Source organism: Saccharicrinis aurantiacus (genome assembly GCF_001660705.2).
GTDB lineage: Bacteria > Bacteroidota > Bacteroidia > Bacteroidales > Marinilabiliaceae > Saccharicrinis > Saccharicrinis aurantiacus.
In genome coordinates, this window is sequence record NZ_LYBV02000060.1 from 1 (window position 1) to 3,702 (window position 3,702).

At 33.3% G+C, this 3,702-nt stretch carries 2 protein-coding genes and 1 pseudogene; 2 read left to right on the plus strand and 1 reads right to left on the minus strand.

Features of this window, described 5'->3' with window-relative positions; all coding sequences use genetic code 11:
* Positions 1–495: hypothetical protein (locus A8B35_RS23490; RefSeq protein ID WP_171973262.1), on the plus strand; the 495-nt coding region annotated here is incomplete at its 5' end.
* Positions 496–1,556: 1,061 nt separating this feature from the next.
* Here A8B35_RS23490 and A8B35_RS22880 read toward each other — a convergent pair.
* On the minus strand, positions 1,557–2,594 hold the full coding sequence (locus A8B35_RS22880) for a replication initiation protein (protein WP_068475857.1): 1,038 nt from the start codon (positions 2,592–2,594) through the stop codon (positions 1,557–1,559).
* 517 nt (positions 2,595–3,111) lie between these two features.
* Here A8B35_RS22880 and A8B35_RS22885 point away from each other — a divergent pair.
* Positions 3,112–3,702, plus strand: a pseudogene (locus tag A8B35_RS22885) (hypothetical protein); the annotation flags it as partial.

Genomic DNA, 3,702 nt, shown 5'->3' on the forward strand with positions numbered 1-3,702 from the left:
TTAAAACGAAGTATAAAGGCTGAAGAACTTGGTAAAAACATTAAAAAGGGGCTTTCTGAGAGTCTTAAAGCTATTGGAGGTGTGAATATGGCATCTAAGCTAAAAAACGAACTAAAAGAGCTTAAGGATGATCTTCAGGAGCAGGAAAAAAAGACTGAAGATATTTATGAATATGCTAAAGGAGTAACTGAAGAGAGAAATAAGCTTAGGGAGCATCATGAAACAGCCAAACGAGCAGTGAAAGAAAATAAGGTTTTAAAAACTGAAAACAATGCTCAAAAGATTAAAATAGAGGAATATAAGGAGCGAATGGAGATGCAGCATACTGCATGGAAGAAAGAGAAGAAAATGGCAAGTTCATGGGCAAATCTTACTGTAAAAATGACAAAAGAAGTATTGAGTGGTAATGTTGGTTATGTGAAGGAGGTTCATGAAATGCTATTGAGAAAAGGGATAATAGAGGATAATGGCAGGAATAATAGTATTAAAAGATGATGTCTGTAATCATATATCAAAGGGTATGGGTATAATTCTTAAAGATTCCAACTGTTGGAATCTAAAATATTCAAAATGATGATAAATATATTAGAATGGACAATCTTTTGATTTTTCGTAAAGCGTAATAGTTTGATATATATATGTTTAATATCCAAAAGTGGACAATTTTGTTAAGTGTTTAAAAGTTTATCTTGCCAAATACTGCTGCCTTCAATACCTTTGATTAACTGTAATTAGAACTATGTTTCTTTTGGGGAATCACTATATGAATGTTGGCTATTTAGGGAAGTAAGCTATTTAGTGGTTGTTTTAACCACAAATGCTGTAGTTATACATTGTTAAGTTTAAAAATACAACTAGATTTAATGTACAATTTGATTATTTACAAAAGCCTTATTTTTAGGTTTTTACAAGTAAAAAGTTAGTATTTTTGTTAGGTGTGTAATAAAAAAAAATAAACTTTTTTTCATTTTTTTACAAGAAAGAGTATGTAGTTAGTATTTATAAAAAAAGAAGGTGTGTTTGTGGTGATTTTAACTCAAATGACCTTTGTGTTTTCGAGAATACTTAACGAAGTATTTACAGATAAATAAGAAGAAGGATATTTGACATCCTTCTTCTAAATTTTTTTTTAATAATGTTGTTAGAAATAATAGTGCTTATGGTACAGTTGACAGCTGCCATAGTCACTTTAATCACGGTGCTAAAGAAGTCAAACTAAGTTTGGCTTCATAGGAATCACAGATATTATAAATCTGTTCGAAATGATCCAGGAAAAAAAGACTGGAGATCTTTTTTTCCATTCTAACAATCAAGGTCTTGTGGGTTTTATATCCTCAAGGCTTTGATTTTTTTAGCTACATACAAAGATACAATGCAATGTGATGAAAGTATAACAAAATGATATAAAATGTATCAAAAGTTGCGTTTTATGTAGACTTTTTAGCTGGTGCAGGAGGTGTATCTATAGATAGAAGAAGTTTTTTAGGTAAAGTCTTATAAGCCTGTATATATAAGGCTTTTTGTTTTTTCCCTTATGTCTTTCCATACTTATTTCATTAGATTTTACTTCTCGATTTACATTCTTTAAACCTTAATTCAAATAGCTTATTATCACTGTGTTTTTGTGATGCACTCATGAAAAAATTGAAAGCTTGCGGAGTTGTTTTGCTCTTCTCTCTTAATCCCTTAATATCTTTGTATCTCTGATTACAAAATCGATCGCCCTCATTTGTACAAGCTCCAGTTATCTCTATTGCTTTTTCACTGGTAGCTCCGAGGCAATACTGCAAAAACTTTAATATTTCATTAAATAGTTCAAAGGCTACTCCTTTACGAAGCTGCTCTAATCGTTCATTGTTTGATTTGTATCTTGAATGTATTTTGAACTTGATATAGTCGTGTTTTCTTCCATTATCTCCACTAGAATAAGTTGAATATTCAAACCAAATATCAGACTTCTGATTATTGTACATTTCGTCTTTAGCAGGGTCTAATATTCTCCTTTTTAATTCTATTGTTTTAGGATATCTATCTAAAACATCTAACATCTCCTTTAATTCTATAATACTCTTATTTACGCCGCCCTTACTCTTCCAGCTAGCTAGAAATTTATATAATCTTTTTGTGTGTCCCCCTTTTAGTGAAAGGGCTGATTTCTTATTGAAGTATGTAATTCCTTTGTCTATGTACGTAAGCCAAGGGATAGCGAATTTATTGATATGTATCTCGATATCACTATCTTTCTTGAGGATTGTAGTAAATATGGAACCAAATACCTCTACGTTTTTGCCATCTTGCGGAGAGGTGTACTCATAACCAAATTCTCTTTTTTGCATTCCTCTAAGTCTTGCAAATGTCTTATTAGGTTTATTGTTTTCGTCAATTTCATTGAGGTTAATACGAAATACAGGTTCTCCCCACAGATCCTCATAGCTTAATTTCTCTCCAGTCATATGTTGTCTTAGAGCATCAATAACAAGCGTAAACATATTTTCTTCTATGCCATTTGTAGCGTAGCGCATTTCCGTAACTTTGTTGGGCTGTGGAATAGTCTCTGTATGTAGCTTTTGGAATTGTATTTGTATTTCATCCATGTCTCAAATATATACAAAGGTGTACAAAAATACAAATGTTCACTTTTAATTCTTACATGGGGGCAACTTGTACACCTTTGAGGGGGCAACTTGTACACCTTTATTTCAAAATAGGGGGCAACTTGTACACCTTTCCATCTTGTATCCTTTACTATATCTAACATGCAGGAGGGCTACAATAAGAGTACTCTTCAATAAGAAAACAATAAGAAGGGGCTTCGCCTCAAAAAAGGTCTTTATTGAAAGTAAAAATGTTAAGGATAACTTGAAGAGTACTTGACGCAAAAAGGCATAAGGGAAGAAGGAGATATGTTGTGAAAAATTAAAAAGTAGGAAAAAGATTTGCAGTGTGTGAGGAATAACTGTATTTTTCTTGCAGTTATAGCTCACTATAACTAGGGGCATTCTGCTTACCCTAGTTGTGAGCTCTTCGAGGATGCTCCGCAGGCTCTGCGAGGCATTGCAATACCTTAAATGAATGGTATTGCAGAAATTTATGATAATAAATTTATTTACTATGCACACTAAATCATCTATAAACGTTAAGCCAGTCACACCTAATTCTGAAGCACACAACCTTAGATCCGGAAAGAAATTGGATTATGTCCGGGAGGACTTATCTCATAAAAATAGAACCTGGAGTAACGAGAAGATCCATGATGCCAGGATGAGATTAGAAGAGAACGCTAAAAGACTAACGGGCCGAAAAATGCAAAAAAAAGCCACTCCAATTCGAGAAGGTGTAGTGAATCTTGGCAAAAGTCAAAAGATGGATGATCTTAAAAAAATGTGTGTTCGTATTGAAGATCGTTTTAAGATAAGGCCTTTACAAATTCATATACATGAGGATGAAGGGCATTATAAAATTAAGACTGAGGAATGGAAACAAAATAGACATGCTCATATTGTATTTCAATGGCAGGATGAAAGTACTGGGAAATCCATCAAAATGAATAAGGCGGATATGGCCGAACTTCAGACCATTGTTTCTGAAGAGTTAGGTATGGATCGAGGGCAGAGCAGTGACCGAAAGCATCAGCATGCAATGCAATACAAATTAGAGCAAATGGAAAAGGATGCATTGAAGCTTGAAAAGGAGTTGAAGGAA

Coding starts and splice junctions, on each gene's coding strand:
- A8B35_RS22880 (WP_068475857.1), bottom strand. CDS start 2,594: ATGGATGAAATACAAATACAATTCCAAAAGCTACATACAGAGACTATT.